Consider the following 16,108-nt stretch of genomic DNA (forward strand, 5'->3'; position numbering starts at 1 on the left):
GTGCTTCAAGCACCGCGGACTCACAGCTTGCCATCCACCCCTCTCACCCCAGAGCTTATTCCTAGATCTAGACACAAGCGGGCTTGCTCGCGAAGAGGCCGTGTCAGTCGATAGAGATGTCGACTGACACACCGCGTTCGCGAGCAAGCCCGCTCCCACATTGGGGCCGTGGTGAACCTGGTGTCTGTGTATCAACACGCCACTGTTCCCGTGAAGCGACGATGCAGGCAAGATGAAGGCCTGCAAGTCAGAACACAGGATGCTGATCGTGACCGAAGCTTTTATTATCGTTCAAACCGCCGAGCAAGCCGTGGACCGGCTTGCGCTCTTGCACAATCGTGCCACCACCGCGCTGAGCCAGGCGCTCAAGCGTTACCTCAAGGATCGAGTTGAACCGGACGCCGAACAGCGTGCGATGTTTCGTTATCCTGAATTGCGTCTGACCTACCATTGCCAGGGCGAAGTCCCACAAACCACCCGCGCCTACGCCAAAGTGCAGTTGCCAGGGACCTACAGCGTCACCGTCACCCATCCGGCGGCTTTCCGTAAATACTTGCTGGAACAGCTCGTGCCGTTGATGCACGACTTCACCGTGACCGTAGAGGTCGGTGTCAGCCAGCAGAACATTCCTTATCCCTACGTGGTCGAGCAGGGCGATGAACTGGCCGGCTCCGGCGTGACCGCTGCCGTGCTGGCGCGGGTGTTCCCGAGTACCGACCTGTCCGCCGCCACCGATGGCATCGCTGACGGTCTGTACGATTGGGAAAACACCGATCCGCTGCCGCTGGCCTTGTTCGATGCTGCGCGGGTGGATTTCTCCCTGCGCCGGCTGGTGCATTACACCGGCAGCGACTGGCGCCATGTGCAGCCTTGGATTCTGCTGACCAACTACCACCGCTACGTCGACCAGTTCATCGTCCATGGCCTGGAGCAGTTGCGCAGCGATCCGCGTTTCGTGCGCATGGTTCTGCCAGGCAACGTGATCATCGAAAAGAGCATGGACCACGGCGAAGCCTCGGCGATTGCGGCCGGGGTGGTTTGGCATCGTTATCAAATGCCGGCCTATCACCTGATTGCCAGCGACGGTCATGGCGTGACCCTGGTGAACATCGGCGTGGGCCCGTCCAACGCCAAGAACATCACCGACCATTTGGCGGTGCTGCGTCCGCATTGCTGGCTGATGATTGGTCACTGCGGCGGCCTGCGTCAGTCGCAGACCATCGGCGATTACGTGCTGGCCCACGCCTACATGCGCCGCGACGGGATTCTCGACCGGGTCGTGCCGCCGAACATTCCGATTCCGGCCCTGGCCGAGGTGCAGATGGCGTTGCAGCAAGCGGCGGCCAACATCACCGGCGAGAAGGGCGACGAGCTGAAAAAACGCCTGCGCACCGGCACCGTGCTGACCTACGACGACCGTAACTGGGAATTGCGTTGGGCTCAGGAGCGTCCGCTGATCAACCTGTCCCGCGCCGTGGCGGTGGACATGGAAAGCGGCACCATCGCCGCGCAAGGTTATCGCTTGCGAGTGCCGTACGGCACGTTGCTCTGCGTCTCGGACAAACCGCTGCACAGCGAAATCAAGCTGCCGGGTTCGGCCAACGCCTTCTATGAGCGTGCGGTCAGCCAGCACTTGAAGATCGGTATCGAGGCGGTGGACCTGTTGCGCACTGAACTCAACTCGTTGCACTCGCGCAAACTGCGCAGCTTCGACGAGCCGCCGTTCCGCTAACGGTTGTCATGGTCATTTGGCGGTCGGGGCACTAGCATTAGCAGCCCTGACCGTTAGATGTTCACTTCGCCATGTCCCGTCCCCAACGTCCCGTTTCCCGCCGCCCTGGCGTGAAACCTGCGCCATCCTCTTCAGCCCCGCGCCGTGTCGCCAAAGCGCCGCCGGCCGAGCCGAAGCTGATCCTGTTCAACAAACCCTTCGATGTGCTGACGCAATTCAGCGACGGCGAAGGGCGGGCGACGCTCAAGGATTACATCGAGATTCCCGGGATCTACCCGGCAGGACGCCTGGACCGTGACAGTGAAGGCTTGCTGCTGCTGACCAACGACGGCCAGCTTCAGGCGCGGATAGCCGATCCCAGGCACAAACTGGCCAAGACCTATTGGGTGCAAGTGGAGGGCGAGCCGAGCGCCGAGCAGTTGCAGCGTTTGCGCGAGGGTGTCGAACTGAATGACGGCATGACCTTGCCCGCCGAAGCGCGGCAACTGGATGAGCCAGAATTGTGGCCTCGCAACCCGCCGGTACGCTTTCGCAAAAGTGTGCCGACCAGTTGGCTGGAGCTGGTGATTCGCGAGGGGCGTAACCGTCAGGTCCGGCGCATGACCGCGGCAGTCGGTTTGCCGACGTTGCGCCTGGTGCGGGTCAGGATCGGTGACTGGTCGATCGAAGGGCTTGAACAGGGCCAGTGGAAAGAAGTGCCGGCGCGCTTATAACGTGCCGGATTCGATCAGGCCGATCACCACGCTTTTGATCACGAACGCGGCCACGCCCAGACCGAGCACGAAGAACAGGATGAACGAGCCAAAGCGTCCGGCCTTGGATTTTTTCGCCAGATCCCAGACGATGAAACCCATGAAAATGATCAGAATGCTGACCAGTCCGGTCATCATCCACTCTTCGAATACTGCAGGATCCATTGGACAACTCCAGCGCGGGCGGGGTTAAAAGGCGCTGGAGTATACGGTATGGGGGATTGGTGCAGTATTGGCCTGCGGCAGCGTGTCGCAGCTATTCGTCGCCTGTGCTGGCCCCTTCGCGAGCAAGCCCGCTCTCACATGTAACCGAGTTCTACCATGAGAATGCGGTCGAATGTGGGAGCGGGCTTGCTCGCGAAGGTGTCAGCTACGCAGATGAGTCAGCGGCAGTTCGGTGCTGTTCAGCACCTGATTCAGTACAAAACTCGAGCGCACACTCGTCACCCCTTCAATCCGCGTCAGATGCCCCAGCAGCAATTTCTGATAGTGATCCATGTCGGGCACCACCACCTTGAGCTGATAGTCCGCATCCATGCCCGTCACCAGGCTGCATTCCAGCACCTGCGGCAACGTACGAATCGCCGCTTCGAAGTTCTCGAACCGCTCCGGTGTGTGCCGGTCCATGCCGATCAGCACATAGGCGGTCAGGCTCAAGCCGAGCATCTTGCGGTCCAGCAGCGCCACCTGGCGGGTGATGTAGCCGTCGTCCTCCAGTTGTTTGACCCGGCGCGAGCACGGTGAAGGCGACAGGCCGATGCGTTCGGCCAGCTCCTGGTTGGAGATGCGCGCGTCGCGCTGCAATTCCGCCAAAATGCTCAGGTCGTATCGGTCGAGTTTGCTCATCAATCAGGCCTTTGTCATATCAATTGCGGCAGATTATCTATCCAGGGTTAAAAATTGCGCAAGTCATGTTTATTTGAGCAATCTTCGCAATCATCTGTCGGCGCTGCAGGCCTATCCTTATCACCAGAATCACTGCTCGGACAAACAGTCCACAGCGACTCGCCCAATCAGGCCAGTCGCGGCCGCCACCCCCACCGGGGATGTGCCGGCCCCCGAGCTGCACACTGTCCAGAAGACGGCGTGAGGTGAGCCGACGTCATAAGCGTCGAGCACGGACGGAGTTCTCAAAGGGAGGCCGACGGGTCTCCCTTTTCTTTTTGTTTTTCACGCAACCCCAGGGACGCAATACCTGTAGGAGCCGGCTTGCTGGCGATGGTGTGTCGGACACATCGATGTCGACTGACACACCATCGCCAGCAAGCCGGCTCCTACGGGGGATTTGTGTACACCCGAACAGCCAATCTTTCTTTTGCCTCTCCCTCAATAAATAAGTTGCGCGACTGATAACCTGTTGCAGAACCGGCCTGTGCTTTCCCAGTCTTACGTACAGGCCCTAACCCGCAGTGAGGAAAAGCATGAAGTCGCGCATCTGGCGTTTGGCCGGTGTTGGTTTGCTGTGTATCAGTGTCACTGCGCAATCAATGGCCGACGAGCCGCAGAACCGTGGTCCCGACAACGGGCAACGAGGCGACGGCCATCAGGGCAACAACCAGGGCCATGGGGGCAACAATCAACCGCGCCCGCAGAACACCGACATCATTCGCGGCGACAACAGTCGCCAGTTCGAGCACAACGGGCAGCCGCGCAATGGCGGTCAATGGCAAAACAATCAGCCACGAGACAATCAGCCTCGCGATTTCAACAACCCCGTTCGGCCACCGCCGCCACCACCCCAATTGCCGGCCAACGACCTGCCGATCCAGGGGCGGCCCGATACTGTGCGCCAGACCCAGCAGCCACAGCGTGGTTACTACAATGACGTGCCGCGGCGTAACGACAACAACCAGCACTGGCAGAACAACGGGCCGCGTCCCGATGATCATCGCTGGGCCGGTCGCCCGGACGGGCACGGTAATGGTTGGGGGCCAGGGCCGCAGTATCGTCCCGGTCATGTGATCGACCGCTTCCCGGACCGCGACTACCGCGTGCCCTATCGGGGCCAGGATTATTTCTACTCCGGCGGCTACTGGTACCGGCCGCTAGGGCCGCGCTATGTGGTGGTGCAGCCGCCGCGCGGGATTCGCGTCAGCTACCTGCCCGATTACGCCCGTGAAGTGTGGATTGGTGGTGCGCTGCTGTTCCTCGCGGCCGGGTCGTATTACGCCTACCAGGAAACGACTCAGGATTACGTGGTGGTCGAGCCGCCCGTGCAACCGCAGCCGCAACCGGTCAGCAATGGTTATGACGTGGTGGCGTATCCCGCAAACGGCCAGTCGCCGGAGCAGGTCAATCAGGACGGGTACGAGTGCTATCAATACGCGGTGCAGCAGAGCGGTTTCGATCCGCGCACGGCCACCTATCAACCGGCCCCCTCGGTGGTGCAAGCCTACCGTCAGGCTCAGGGTAACTGCCTGAGCAGCCGCGGGTATCAGGTGAGTTTCTGATTGGCCTTGGCGACCTTCACCATCTCCTGCGGGTCGGCGTGCACCAGCACTTCGGCTCGCGGGTAAGCGGCGTGAATCGCATCCGCCGCCTGATCGCTGATGCCGTGAGCCACTGACAGCGTCAACTCTCCCGGTAATTCCAGGTGCAATTGCACAAACCACTGATTGCCGGAAACCCGCGTGCGCAGGTCGTGCGCCCCCAAAACCCCCGGAACGCTGCAAGCCAGTTCGAGCATGTGCCGGCTGACATCCGCCGGCAGCTCTTCATCCATTAACACGGTAAAACTTTCCCGGGCGATCTGAATGGCGCTCCAGAGAATGTATGCGGCAATACCCAATCCGAACCACGCGTCCACCTGATGCCAACCGAAGCCGGCCAGCACCAGCGCCACCAGAATGCTGCCGTTGAGCAGCAAATCCGAACGGTAATGCAGGGAGTCGGCACGCACGGCGTTGGAGCCGGTGGCCTTGACCACCCGATGCTGCAACATCAGCAACGCCAGCGTCAGCGCCAGAGAGAACACAATCACTCCGATGCTGATCCACGGCGCACCCACCGGTTCCGGATGCTTGAGCCGTTCAAACGCCTGCAAGGCAATCAGCACCGCACTGCCGCCAATGAACAACGCCTGTGCCATGCCCGCCAATGACTCGGCCTTGCCGTGCCCGTAACGGTGATCGTCGTCAGCAGGGCGCAAGGCGTAATGCACCGCCAGCAGGTTGAGCAGCGAGGTGACGCCGTCGAGGGTGGAGTCGGTCAACCCGGCGAGCATGCTCACCGAACCGCTCAGCCACCAGGCGATGGCTTTGGCAACGATCAACGTGCACGCCACCGCCACCGAGGCACGGGTCGCCAGCCGCAGCAGGCGGGCGTGTTCGGAGCTGGAAATCATAGGTGCGGCTATTCCTTATAGGTGCACGAATTACGCGGCTGGTTGCAGGCCGAGCAAGGCCAGTTGCTGGGTGCTGCCCTTGTGCTGGATCAGGCGTGGGTCATCCAGCGGGAAGCTGCGGCCCAGCTCGGTTTCCAGAATAGTCTGCAACTTGTGGGTATCGACCTTGCCGTCGGCGCCGATGGCTTCCTTGAGTTTTTCCGGCGCCACCTGCGCGGTCTCGCCCGGTGCGTAGTAAATCGCGCCGGTGGCGAAGTCGACCGCAAAAGCGATCAGGCCGGGGATGATGTAGAACAGCAGGCCCACGGCATCCAGTGCAGCGATGGCCGGGTCGATCTTGCCGTCGATCTGCCCGCGACGATCAGGGTAGAAAATCGATCCGCAAGCCGTTACCTGGGTCAGCAGGGTTGCAACCAGTACACCGCCAATCAGGCGAAAGGGAACACGCATAGGAAATCTCCTGAGTCATCTGGAAAATGAAGTGTCGCCGTTATGAATTAGGACCGCGACGAACGCCGAGCAGTTCGCCGTTATACTCGCGGCTCTGTTTTGGAGCCAGCATGATTTCTTTGCCGATTGATGAAGTTTTACCCGCCCTGCGTGAAGCCTTGGCTACACGCCACGAAGCCGTGCTCGAAGCACCGCCCGGCGCCGGTAAAACCACCCGTGTGCCCTTGGCCCTGCTCAACGAGCCGTGGCTGGCCGGGCAGACCATTCTGATGCTCGAGCCGCGCCGGTTGGCTGCGCGTGCGGCGGCGGAGCGGTTGGCCAGTGAGCTGGGCGAAAAGGTCGGTGAAACCGTCGGTTATCGCATTCGGCTGGACAGCAAAGTCGGCCCCAAGACCCGCATTGAAGTGGTCACCGAAGGCATTCTCACCCGACGCCTGCAGGACGACCCGGCGCTGGAAGGCGTGGGTTTGCTGATCTTCGACGAATTCCACGAACGCAGTCTCGACGCCGATCTGGCGCTGGCCCTGAGCCTGAATGGACGGGAGCTGTTTCGCGACGATCAGCCGCTGAAAATCCTGTTGATGTCGGCAACGCTGGAAGGCGAACGCTTGGCCGGGCTGCTCGACGACGCGCCAATCCTGCGCAGCGAAGGCCGCATGTACCCGGTGGAGATGCGCTGGGGCCGACCGTTCCAGCCCGGTGAATTCATCGAGCCGCGTCTGGTGCAGACCATCCTTGAAGCCTTGAATGACGAAACTGGCAGCCTCCTGGTATTCCTTCCGGGGCAAGCGGAAATCCGCCGGGTGCATCAACAACTGGCCGATGCGCTGGGCGAGAGCACGCAGGTGTTGCTCTGCCCGTTGCACGGTGAACTGGATTTGGCCGCACAACGCGCCGCGATTGATCCGGCGCCGGCAGGCTGCCGCAAAGTGGTGCTGGCGACCAACATCGCCGAGACCAGCCTGACCATCGACGGCGTGCGCGTGGTGATCGACGCCGGGTTGGCACGGGTGCCGCGTTTCGATCCGGGCAGTGGCATGACCCGCCTCGACACGCAACGGATCTCCCGCGCCAGCGCCACTCAGCGCGCCGGTCGGGCGGGGCGGCTGGAGCCGGGCGTGTGTTATCGCTTGTGGTCGCAGGATCAACACGAGCAACTGGCGGCCTACGCCAGTGCGGAGATTTTATCCGCGGACCTCGCAGGCCTCGCGCTGCAATTGCGTCGCTGGGGTGTGTCGCCGGGGCAGTTGGTGTGGCTCGATGTGCCACCCGCCGCCGCCTATGCCCAGGCTCAGGACTTGCTTGATCGCTTGGGCGCACTGGACGGTGAAGCGCTGACCCGTCACGGTCAGGCCATGGCCGAACTGCCGGCGCATCCGCGCATCGCCCATTTGCTGCTGCGCGGTCAGGCCCTTGGCTTGGCGGACATGGCGTGTGACGTCGCGGCACTGCTCGGTGAGCGGGATATCCTGCGCGGAGCGGGCGCCGATTTGCACAGTCGACTGGTACTGCTGTCTGGCGAAGAACGTGCCGCGCGCGGTGCTCAGGGCGGCGTGCAACGGGCTCGGCAACTGGCGCGCCAGTATCGCGGTTACCTGCGCGGCAAACCGTCGGAGCCGGTCGGTGATCCGGATCATCCGCGTTGGCTCGGCGCACTGTTGGCGCTGGCTTATCCCGACCGTGTTGCGCAGCAGCGTCGAGCGGGTGGTGCGGAATATCGCCTGGCCAACGGTCGCGCGGCGCTGTTCGCTGAAGCCGACAGTTTGATGAAGCAGTCGTGGCTGGTGATCGCCGATCTCGGCAGTCGTCAAGGCCAGCGTGAAGAGCGGATTTATCTGGCGGCGGATTTCGACCCGACGCTGTTCGATTCGGTGCTGGCAGAACAGGTGCGCAATGTTGATCAGCTGGATTGGGACGAGCGCGAAGGCGTGTTGCGCGCCGAGCGTCAGCGCAAGGTCGGGGAGCTGATCCTCAGTCGTGAACCGTTGACCGGGCTCGATGAAACCGCACGCAGTCAGGCGCTGGTGAATCTGGTGCGGCGCAAGGGGCTGGAGCTGTTGCCGTGGACGCCGGAGTTGCGTCAGTGGCAGGCGCGAGTGGCGCTGTTGCGGCAGTTGGACCTTGATAGCAAGGATCAGAGTGAGTGGCCGGATGTCAGTGATGCTGCGCTGCTCAAAGGCCTCGAACACTGGTTGATGCCGTATCTGGGGAAGGTCTCGCGGCTCAGTCATTTTGCCAATCTGGACTTGTCGAACATCGTTCATAACTTGCTGCCGTGGCCGTTGCCGCAGCGGCTGGATGAGCTGGCGCCGCATCATTTGAGTGTGCCGTCGGGCTCGTCGATTCGCCTGGATTACAGCGAGCAGCCGCCAATTCTGGCGGTACGGTTGCAGGAGCTGTTCGGGTTGGCTGAAACGCCGCGCATCGCCGGTGGGCGGCAGGTGGTGAAGTTGCATCTGCTGTCACCGGCGCGGCGGCCGGTGCAGGTGACGCAGGACCTGGCGAACTTCTGGCGCAGCACGTACGCCGAGGTGAAGAAGGACCTGAAAGGGCGGTATCCGAAGCTATTCCATAAGCTTGATCCTTGGGTTGAATCCCTTAACAAAAAATAGTTTGACTGCTCACGTTGTGAGTACATCTCGAAATCTCTAGGATCTGACTCCTTCGTTAAGGGGGAGTCATGGCCTACACCAATCCACGTCACGAAAGCCGTCTGATTATCATCCCGCACCTGCGTGATGCGTTTGCCAGCCTACACGTCAACGAAGCACCTCCTGGGGCGACTGCAATGGAGATCGAAGGGGACAACTCTCTAGTCGTTTTCCAACTCGATGAAGTAGGCAGTGGAAGTGTTCGTGATCTGTTCAATTTTCCATTTTTATTTCATGCGAGCGGAGACCCCTGGCACGAGGCAAATGATTATTTGCTGAGCCTCATGCGGGACAACTCCTCGGTAAATATACGAACGGATGACGTTCGACGCCGTGCCAGTAAATTACTTGACTATCTCTTATATTGTGAGGATAACGATTTAGACTGGCTGGACTTTTCAGGTGCAAGACCTCCACTTCGACCAACCTATAAATATTTTTATCATCTGATTGATGAAGGTGCGCGTAGCAACCAAGTAATTAATCAGTATACCGCGGCGGTCTATCATTTTTATCGGTACGTGTCCGAGAATTGGCATCCCCTTGACATGAAACGAGTCGATACGATCAAACAGGTCCGAATCTTAGTGCAGACTCGTAAGGGGGTGAAGGTTGTTGAAGCTGATAAGAGAAGCCAAACGCGGCGTACCCCTCCTGTTAGTTCGGTGCCATTAGGCTTCGTGCGAGAAGACGGCGAGGATCTTAGGCCGCTATCTAATCTAGAGTTGGGTGTATTTCTGGAAACTATAAATACTGAAAATGAATGGTCTTCAGTTGAGCGTTTGATCCTACTTACCGCACTAATGACGGGCGCCCGCAAGCAAAGCGTGTTGACCATTCGCATGAAGCATCTTAAAGAATTTACAGAGGGCCGGCTCGGCAGGGACGGAGCGTATAAATTGCATGCTGGTCCCCGAACAGGTATAGATACAAAATTCGACAAAGCGCAAATTCTACACTTCCCTAAGCAACTCGCCGACGAACTGGTCGCCCTTGCTGAAAGCCCCCTAATGAAGAAGCGGCGGGGGAAATTCAGGGTCCAACTGGAGGAAAGCCATCCAGGCGTAACCATGGATGAGGATGATATTTATCTATTTCTCTCTGATCAAGGAAACTGCTATTACATGGCAGTAAATGACCCACGCTATCCTGTTGTAAGGTCACCACAGTCGGGGCAGGTTACCGATACGATCAAGCGCAAATTAATTAACAAAGCTCCCAGCCGCTTTCCGAAGGATTTCTCATATCACTGGCTTCGAGCGACATTTGCTTATCAGCTCTATCAGCGCCTGCAGGTATTTGTTCAAAAAGGACTGCTGAAGCCGGGTGAAGATATCGACTTCATCCAAAAGCGAATGCATCATGAATCTAGGCAAACTACCGAGAATTATCTAAAGTTATTTAAAATGACCCAGGAAAAAGTAATTGCCCAAGAGCTGTGGGAGAAAAGTCTGTTCAATGGCAGCTATGAAGTACTGAATTTGGAGGCGGAAGATCGATAATTTACACTATTACGAGCATCGGCCCGATACGCTGATTATTACTCCAGCTGAGTTGGCTCAGCAGTTTTCCGAGCCGGAGCGCTTGCGCCTTCAATTGTCCGCGAAGGTGAAAAAGAAACCGTTGGATGTTGGCAGTTTAGTTTATTTACTTAGAAGAAGAAATGAAAGCGCGAAGGATAATCGCGGAACGCCGGTTGTAATTAGTTCGTTTGTTGAAAATCGCCGTGAGCTTGTTGTGAGGCTTCTAGAGTCTTTTATAGGATTGCGCGACGCATCGGTGTTGCAATTTTTCAGCAATGCCGAGCGCTTCATCGACTGGGTAGATACGAACGGCTACAAAGAAGCTTTTTTCAGTGAAATGTATGCACAACAAGCATATCGGGATTATACCGCGTATCTTAATCACCAGATAGCACACAGTATTTGGAAACCCACGACAGCCTCGCAGTTTCAAAGCGGAGCCGTGAGACTGATCGAATTATGTTTTCCTGAGAGCTATCACCATATTCTTTCGGGTGCGGTTAAAATAATTCCGGACAGAGGGTCGGAGTCAGCTAATGAAATACATGTTGGGTTGTATAGGGACGTTTGTTTGGCTATTGCCCTACAGTGCGGGGATTTTGTTTTGGCCAACAAGCCGTACCCATGTGTGGTCAACATCAGGGATTATGAAGTCGTAGTATTTCCTTCTTTTCATGGTGCAGTAGGACCCTTCAAGGAATCTCCGCTTTCTTATAATGCAGCTGAGCGTCGTATTGCAACGGTGGAAGAGTATATTTCTGCCTGTGTTAAGCGTGGCTGTAAGCCTGGGGTTAGAAGTAACATCGCCTTTGATTTAGAAAAGACGCGAACTTACCTAGACTCTTCCAATGAAGATGACCGCCATTGGCACCGTCTGCATGTGGCGTATCTTGCTGCAAGAGCTTACACGTGCCTATTTTTGTTGATCACGGGCGCCACGCCAACCGAGCTTGCCCAATTCAGCTACGAAGATGCGCAGGAAGTAGAGAAATCCCCTCTAAAGAAAGAGTTGTCTGCCGTAAAGTTTCGCGCAGGAGGGAAATCGACGACCTATAATGTTGGGCGGAACACTGGCTTGCCGCTTTTGAAAGAATACCTAAAGCTTCGTGAATGGATTTTAAATGGCACAACGCATGAAAGGTTGTTCTTTACCTGCCCCGATGTCACTCAACGTAGAAACTTCCCTACTAGCTTCGCTGAGGTCTCCGTAACTCAAACTGTTACGAAGTTTTACAATTCGATTAGTGGCGTCTTTCTCGATCCGAATGTACCTATAATTTCGGCACGTAAAATGCGGAAACATAAGAGCAATGGAATGCACTCTGCTCGCATTTCGCCCTCTACGATAGCGGTATCGTTGAACCACACTGAGGCAGTGAACATATCGACTTACGCTGATGCGACACCTGAGCAGCAAGACGCCGAATTCGGCCAATTTTGGCAATCCATGCGCCATGCAGCCCAAGTCATACGTGAGCGCAGCCAGGTTCACAGCAATGGCGTGATCGGAACAGCAGCGGGTCACTGCGATGGCTTCAACCATCCGACGCCCGTAGCGGGTGTGGGGAAATTTGTCGAGCTGAACTGCCGCACACAGTACGGGTGTTTATATTGCGAGCACTATATCTGCCACAGTGACGAAGAGGATCTACATAAATTGTTGAGTTTGCAGTACGTAATCAATTCCGTGCGTAAAACGGTTCCTGACGTGGCGCACGCTGAGGCACTATACAAAGATCTCTCTATCCGAATTGAGTTTATCATCGAAGCGCTTTGCAAACGCTCTGATTCAACGAGGCAGACTGTCGAAGCGGTCAAAATAAAAGTGTTTGAGTATGGTGAAATTACTGCGTTTTGGGAAAGCCGATTGAGCCGTTATGAACGGTTGGGGGTGACATTTTGAGTGATGTTGTTCAGTCCATAGGCAGTCTCTTTGCTAGCGGTCACTTCGCTGGTACTTCCGAGCCAGATAATGCCTTTCATTTATATGGGAAGCCTAGTCCAAATTTTGTGCTATGTCGCGATGAGAATGGCATAGCAACGGCGATATATAACGGTGCTTCTTGGGACTTCAATCCATACAGGTTGAGTGCAAAAAAAGTTAATCGAATATCCTTTGATACAGTTTTTGATGATGAAGGGGAAGAGCAGTCAGTATTGATCGATGATGTCAAGTATTTGCTGTACTGTCTGATCTATTTTGCAGGCGGTGGACGACGCGGTACGCTCAGTGTATCCACGTTGAGTCAGTACTGGATGGTTTTGCGCATGGCCATGAAGTTTTGTTACGAGCAGAAGCAGAAGCGTTTGGTCGGCGTGCTTTCTTTGGAACAGTTGTTCACAGTGCCGGTATATCTTGCGGCGTTTATTCGTGAGCAAAAACCTGTTGGCAAGGTTCTGACTGGAATATTGCGGGCCTTGGTTAGCGTAGGCGGTAATCGACTGGGGTACGCCGTGCTCAACCCAAGTGCATTTGATCTTAAAGCTCCAGATTCCAAACAACATCCCGTTATTCCTACGCGTATCTATTTGAGCCTGATCAATGTAACTGGTGACCTCATCGATCAGCTACACCCCGGTTTAAACAGATTCGAGTCATTTATAGAGTGTTTCGCCAATGAGCACTATGGCCGTACGCGCATAAGGCAAAAAAAAGATCTGGGCTACAACGCGAGCTTTCACCCTGACATGCCTCAGGCACTCAAGGACCACGATCTGAGCGCGGTGTTCTCCGGAGAGTTTGCGTGCGCTCATAAGAGACATTTACAGACCGTCTTGCTCAAGATGCAGTATACGCTGGCAACCGTAGTCCACCTTTATACCGGCATGCGCGATCAAGAGGTCATGCGAATGTCCTATATCTGTTTATCCGATAAAATTGCCCAGGAAGCGGTTCTTGATGATGAAGGTATACTCCGAGATAAGTCACAGTCGGTAAATATTCTATCGACCACCACGAAATTTTCGGGCTACAAGAAAGAAAGTACTTGGTTCGCCCCAGATGAAGTCGTCAAGGCTATCGAGATTGCTAAAGCGATTTGCCGTGGTCTCGCTAAGCTATATAAGGTCGAGCTAGATGATCGCTGTCCGCTTTTTCTCAATCCATCGATATTGAGTTTTACGAGAGGTAAAGCAGAGGTTGGTGTTACGAGCTTTTCTTTAAGGTCTACTCAAGAGTCTACCTTACGATTGATTTTGATTAAGGACGAGGATGTTAAAGAACTATGTCAAAGCGACCCTTCTCGTGATTTTCACAACGATCCGGAATTCGCAGTCGGCCAGCCCTGGCCGCTGACCACGCATCAGTTCCGACGTTCGCTGGCGTTTTATGGTAGTAGCAGCGGCTTTCTCTCGCTGCCAACGCTTCGAACACAGTTTAAACACATGACCATCCAGATGGCTCGATATTACGCTAATAACTACGAGAATTTGCGAACGATATTTGGCTATTACGATGAGAGCAGAAATGAATTTTTGCTGCCACGCAATCACTTTGCCTTCGAATATCAGATGGCTATGCCCATGGCTGTAGCCAATCAACTGATTGCTGATCTTCTATTCAGTGAGGAACCGTTATTTGGCGGCACTGGTTCGTATATGGAGAAGCAGAAAAAACGGCTTCAGGCGGGTGAGGTTCGAATTGAAGATGTCCGTGCTGACACTGAACAGCGGGTTAAAAATGGTGCAATCAGTTACAGGCCAACGCTTCTCGGTGGTTGTACCAAGGTAGGTCGTTGCGATTCGTTTCTGTTGGGTGATTACACTGAGTGCTTGACTTGTGAGGGGGCCATTATAAAACGCTCGAACCTAGATGCGGCTATCGAGGACGCGACGGAAGAATTGTGTAATTACCCGGAAAACTCTGGCGAATATCAGATTGTGAGGGGTGATATTGAGCGTTTGACGGCTTACAAAGCTCGGTTGATTGATACCGTGGAGTTATCGCTATGAAGAGTGGCCTGGTTGATAGTAGCGGCCTGAGTGCATGTGAGAACGCTTTCCAGCGACTCCTAGATGGCAATCCCGTTGTCGCTGAGCATGTAGGCCTAGACCTTTCGAAGCTCACTGCGAGCATTGTTAGTCTGGAGGCGGGGTTTGACCGTGGGTACTTAAAGAAATCTCGTAAGTCGCACTTACAGCTACTCGCAAAGATTGAGTCTGTTCGGGCAGGGGCCGGCAAAGGGACTTCGTCAAATGGTCGTCGAATCCGACAGTTGGAAAGTCAGTTAGCTTCGCTAGAAAAAGAGCTGTTAACGGCCCAAATTCAGCGCGATAAGGTTTTTGCTCAGAATATGAAATTATGGGATCGGGTACGTGATTTGGAATATTCGTTGAAAAATACGGGCACTGCTAACGTCAAGCAGTTCAGACGTCCGCATTGATCAATTGTCCAAACCTGGACCACGAGGAAGAGGGGGTTAACCACCACATTTTGTGGACATGACCGGCAGAGAACGACCCTTTGCGGCCAATCGCAGAAGGGGGTGGACAACTAAACGTTGTCCACCCTACACAGCTCCCGAATTCGCGTAGGGCGAATGGCCAACCCGTGGAACGCCTCGTGGCGTTTTCCATGAGTGGCCGCCCAGGCTACCTCGCTGAAGTATCGGAATTCGAATATTTCCATTCAATCTTTGATAGTGACGCCATGGCGATACGGCCTTGGATTCAACGGTGGCCGAAGAGTACACGCTCCATTCGGCACTCCAGTGATCAGGCAGCCGCGCTGCCTATTACCTCGCGGATCCGTGCGGCGATGTGCTCCACATGGGTTTCCAGGGCGAAGTGGCCCGTGTCGAGCAGCTCGACCACGGCGTTCGGCTTGTCCTTCCTGAAAGCTTCGGCGCCTGGCGGGATGAAGAACGGGTCGTGTCGACCCCAGATGATCAGCGCTGGCACTTGGGAGTTGCGCAAAAACGCCTGGAACTCCGGGTAGCGCTCGAGGTTGGTGGCATAGTCGAGAATTAGGTCCAGCTGGATATCCTTGTTGCCCGGACGTTCCAGTAGCAGCGCATCGAGGGTGTAGGACTCGGGGGCGACCTGCGTCGGGTCGGCGACGCCATGCAGGTACTGCCAGCGGGTCCCCTCCAGATGTAGCATGGCATCGTGGACGACCTGCCTGTTGGCGGCGGACGGATCAGCCCAGTAAGCACGTACCGGTGCCCAGGCATCGCCGAGCCCTTCCAGATAGGCGTTGCCGTTCTGCGAGATGAAGCCGCTCACCCGTTCGGGATGCGCGACGGCCAGGCGCAGGCCGGTCGGTGCGCCATAGTCGAACACGTACATGGCGTAGCGCGTCAGCCCGAGCGCGTCGACGAAGGCGCCGAGGGTATGGGCCAGGGCGTCGAAGCTGTAGTTATAGTTGCGTTCACTTGGCACTTCGGTAAAGCCGAAACCGGGAAGGTCTGGTGCGATCAGGCGGAAGCGGTCGGCGAGCAGCGGGATCAGGTTGCGGAACTGATGCGATGAGCTGGGAAAACCATGCAACAGCAGCAGCACCGGGGCATCCGGCTTGCCGGCTTCACGGTAGAAGACACGAACCCCGTCGGCTTCGACGAACTGGTGGCGGACTGAATGGGCGGAGCGGCAGATGGTGTTCATCGGATGAGCCCTCTGTAACCAGCGAAAATAAGGCGGTGGGTTACTACGAGGGTCAA

Annotated in this window: 13 protein-coding genes; 8 read left to right on the top strand and 5 right to left on the bottom strand. The window is 56.3% G+C overall.

What is annotated here, in order from left to right:
• The first annotated feature begins 232 nt into the window (after positions 1-232).
• Positions 233-1,732, top strand: a complete 1,500-nt coding sequence (gene amn / locus FBY04_RS26720; RefSeq protein ID WP_174602660.1) for an AMP nucleosidase — start codon at positions 233-235, stop codon at positions 1,730-1,732.
• Between the two features lie 71 nt (positions 1,733-1,803).
• Positions 1,804-2,445 carry a pseudouridine synthase gene (locus tag FBY04_RS26725; RefSeq protein WP_084319730.1) on the top strand — a complete coding sequence of 214 codons (642 nt, stop codon included), beginning with the start codon at positions 1,804-1,806 and terminating at the stop codon, positions 2,443-2,445.
• On the opposite strand, the gene FBY04_RS26730 is transcribed toward FBY04_RS26725, so the two are convergent.
• Both FBY04_RS26730 and FBY04_RS26735 read right to left on the bottom strand, forming a co-directional pair.
• On the bottom strand, positions 2,440-2,649 hold the full coding sequence (locus FBY04_RS26730) for a DUF2788 domain-containing protein (protein WP_007937369.1): 210 nt from the start codon (positions 2,647-2,649) through the stop codon (positions 2,440-2,442). The genes FBY04_RS26725 and FBY04_RS26730 overlap by 6 nt on opposite strands.
• Before the next feature lie 201 nt (positions 2,650-2,850).
• Entirely contained in the window at positions 2,851-3,330 is a 480-nt protein-coding gene (locus FBY04_RS26735; RefSeq protein ID WP_007894448.1) for an Lrp/AsnC family transcriptional regulator, read from the bottom strand.
• A 575-nt stretch (positions 3,331-3,905) separates the two neighbouring features.
• Here FBY04_RS26735 and FBY04_RS26740 point away from each other — a divergent pair.
• A complete protein-coding gene (locus FBY04_RS26740) occupies positions 3,906-4,934 on the top strand; it encodes a DUF6515 family protein (protein WP_145318130.1) in 1,029 nt (342 codons plus the stop codon).
• Here FBY04_RS26740 and FBY04_RS26745 read toward each other — a convergent pair.
• Positions 4,919-5,827, bottom strand: coding sequence for a cation diffusion facilitator family transporter (locus FBY04_RS26745; RefSeq protein ID WP_084319732.1), 909 nt, complete (start codon positions 5,825-5,827; stop codon positions 4,919-4,921). The two genes, FBY04_RS26740 and FBY04_RS26745, sit on opposite strands and share 16 nt — an antisense overlap.
• A 30-nt stretch (positions 5,828-5,857) precedes the next feature.
• Complete coding sequence (locus tag FBY04_RS26750; protein ID WP_017340970.1) at positions 5,858-6,277, bottom strand: hypothetical protein; 420 nt, start codon at positions 6,275-6,277, stop codon at positions 5,858-5,860.
• Positions 6,278-6,387: 110 nt separating this feature from the next.
• Between FBY04_RS26750 and hrpB the strand changes: the two genes are divergently transcribed.
• The 5 genes from hrpB (at position 6,388) to FBY04_RS26775 (ending at position 14,833) form a co-directional block, all read left to right on the top strand.
• Positions 6,388-8,889, top strand: coding sequence for an ATP-dependent helicase HrpB (hrpB, locus tag FBY04_RS26755; protein WP_145318133.1), 2,502 nt, complete (start codon positions 6,388-6,390; stop codon positions 8,887-8,889).
• 68 nt (positions 8,890-8,957) lie between these two features.
• Positions 8,958-10,430: a site-specific integrase gene (locus FBY04_RS26760; RefSeq protein WP_144929885.1), complete on the top strand. Its 1,473-nt coding sequence runs from the start codon at positions 8,958-8,960 to the stop codon at positions 10,428-10,430.
• 106 nt (positions 10,431-10,536) lie between these two features.
• Positions 10,537-12,354: a hypothetical protein gene (locus FBY04_RS26765; protein ID WP_256667173.1), complete on the top strand. Its 1,818-nt coding sequence runs from the start codon at positions 10,537-10,539 to the stop codon at positions 12,352-12,354.
• The gene (locus FBY04_RS26770; protein WP_145318139.1) at positions 12,351-14,402 is read left to right on the top strand and encodes an integrase; all 2,052 of its coding nucleotides are present in this window, start codon (positions 12,351-12,353) and stop codon (positions 14,400-14,402) included. The genes FBY04_RS26765 and FBY04_RS26770 overlap by 4 nt, the downstream gene beginning before the upstream one ends.
• The gene (locus FBY04_RS26775) at positions 14,399-14,833 is read left to right on the top strand and encodes a hypothetical protein (protein ID WP_144930610.1); all 435 of its coding nucleotides are present in this window, start codon (positions 14,399-14,401) and stop codon (positions 14,831-14,833) included. The genes FBY04_RS26770 and FBY04_RS26775 overlap by 4 nt, the downstream gene beginning before the upstream one ends.
• A 331-nt stretch (positions 14,834-15,164) precedes the next feature.
• Here FBY04_RS26775 and FBY04_RS26780 read toward each other — a convergent pair whose 3' ends face one another.
• Positions 15,165-16,052 carry an alpha/beta fold hydrolase gene (locus FBY04_RS26780; RefSeq protein WP_144930612.1) on the bottom strand — a complete coding sequence of 296 codons (888 nt, stop codon included), beginning with the start codon at positions 16,050-16,052 and terminating at the stop codon, positions 15,165-15,167.
• Between the last annotated feature and the right edge of the window lie 56 nt (positions 16,053-16,108).

The organism is Pseudomonas sp. SJZ080 (genome assembly GCF_007828295.1).
Taxonomy (GTDB): Bacteria; Pseudomonadota; Gammaproteobacteria; order Pseudomonadales; family Pseudomonadaceae; genus Aquipseudomonas; species Aquipseudomonas migulae_A.

Coding starts and splice junctions, on each gene's coding strand:
- FBY04_RS26735 (WP_007894448.1), bottom strand. CDS start 3,330: ATGAGCAAACTCGACCGATACGACCTGAGCATTTTGGCGGAATTGCAG.
- FBY04_RS26760 (WP_144929885.1), top strand. CDS start 8,958: ATGGCCTACACCAATCCACGTCACGAAAGCCGTCTGATTATCATCCCG.
- FBY04_RS26780 (WP_144930612.1), bottom strand. CDS start 16,052: ATGAACACCATCTGCCGCTCCGCCCATTCAGTCCGCCACCAGTTCGTC.
- FBY04_RS26725 (WP_084319730.1), top strand. CDS start 1,804: ATGTCCCGTCCCCAACGTCCCGTTTCCCGCCGCCCTGGCGTGAAACCT.
- FBY04_RS26775 (WP_144930610.1), top strand. CDS start 14,399: ATGAAGAGTGGCCTGGTTGATAGTAGCGGCCTGAGTGCATGTGAGAAC.
- FBY04_RS26745 (WP_084319732.1), bottom strand. CDS start 5,827: ATGATTTCCAGCTCCGAACACGCCCGCCTGCTGCGGCTGGCGACCCGT.
- amn (WP_174602660.1), top strand. CDS start 233: ATGAAGGCCTGCAAGTCAGAACACAGGATGCTGATCGTGACCGAAGCT.
- FBY04_RS26730 (WP_007937369.1), bottom strand. CDS start 2,649: ATGGATCCTGCAGTATTCGAAGAGTGGATGATGACCGGACTGGTCAGC.
- hrpB (WP_145318133.1), top strand. CDS start 6,388: ATGATTTCTTTGCCGATTGATGAAGTTTTACCCGCCCTGCGTGAAGCC.
- FBY04_RS26750 (WP_017340970.1), bottom strand. CDS start 6,277: ATGCGTGTTCCCTTTCGCCTGATTGGCGGTGTACTGGTTGCAACCCTG.
- FBY04_RS26740 (WP_145318130.1), top strand. CDS start 3,906: ATGAAGTCGCGCATCTGGCGTTTGGCCGGTGTTGGTTTGCTGTGTATC.